1 protein-coding gene is annotated in these 1,293 nt (G+C 68.1%); it reads left to right on the top strand.

Features of this window, described 5'->3' with window-relative positions:
- Positions 1 to 1,293, top strand: a 1,293-nt coding sequence (locus tag Sru01_RS35040; RefSeq protein ID WP_203995224.1) for a vitamin B12 dependent-methionine synthase activation domain-containing protein, incomplete at both ends; no start/stop codon positions are given.

Raw genomic sequence — 1,293 nt, 5'->3', positions numbered from 1 at the left:
CCAAGGGGCGGATCGTGTTGGCCACGGTGAAGGGCGATGTGCATGACATCGGCAAGAACCTGGTGGACATCATCTTGTCCAACAACGGCTATGAGGTGATCAATCTGGGCATCAAGCAGCCGGTGTCGACGATCCTGGAGGCGGCGCGGGAGAAGGACGCCGATGTGATCGGGATGTCGGGGCTGCTGGTGAAGTCCACGGTGATCATGAAGGAGAACCTGCAGGAGATGAACGCCCGGGGGATGGCGGCCGATTTCCCGGTGCTTTTGGGCGGGGCGGCGCTGACCCGGGCGTATGTGGAGCAGGATCTGGCGGGGATCTTCGAGGGCGAGGTGCGGTATGCGCGGGACGCCTTTGAGGGGCTGCGGTTGATGGACGCGTTCATGGCGGTCAAGCGGGGCCAGGACGGCGCGCAGTTGCCGCCGCTGCGCACCCGTAAGGTGCCGGCCGTGCGGGCGCAGGGGGCCACGCTGGTGCGCACGCCGGCGGCGGAGTTGCCGTCCCGGTCGGATGTGGCGGTGGACAACCCGGTGCCGGTGCCGCCGTTCGTGGGGGATCGGATCGTCAAGGGGGTGCCGCTGGCCGATTACGCGGCTTTCCTGGACGAGCGGGCGACGTTCATGGGGCAGTGGGGGTTGAAGGCGTCCCGGGGTGCGGGCGGGCCGTCGTATGAGGAGTTGGTGGAGAGCGAGGGGCGGCCGCGGTTGCGGGCGTGGCTGGAGCGGTTGCAGACCGACAACCTGTTGCAGGCGGCGGTGGTGTACGGGTACTTCCCGTGCGTGTCGGAGGGTGATGACCTGGTCATCGTGGATGAGGCCGGGGCCGAGCGGACCCGGTTCTCCTTCCCGCGTCAGGCGCGGGACCGGCATCTGTGCCTGGCCGATTTCTTCCGCCCCCGCTCGTCGGGGGAGGTGGATGTGGTGGCGTTGCAGGTGGTGACGATGGGGCCGGCGATCGCGCGGGCGGCGGGGGAGTTGTTCGCGGCTGATGCCTACCGGGATTATCTGGAGTTGCACGGGTTGTCGGTGCAGCTGACCGAGGCGTTGGCGGAGTACTGGCATGCCCGGGTGCGCGGCGAGCTGGGCATCGGCGGGGATGAGTCGCTGGCCGACATGTTGAAGGTCAACATCGCCGGCTGCCGGTACTCGTTCGGGTATCCGGCGTGTCCGAATCTTGAGGACCAGCGGCAGCTGTTCCAGCTGCTGGACCCGGGCCGGATCGGGGTGGAGCTGTCGGAGGAGTTCCAGCTGCATCCCGAGCAGTCCACCTCCGCGCTGATCGCCCACCACCCCG

Source organism: Sphaerisporangium rufum, assembly GCF_016863395.1.
Classification (GTDB): domain Bacteria; phylum Actinomycetota; class Actinomycetes; order Streptosporangiales; family Streptosporangiaceae; genus Sphaerisporangium; species Sphaerisporangium rufum.
This window is presented reverse-complemented; position numbering and strand designations above follow the sequence as displayed.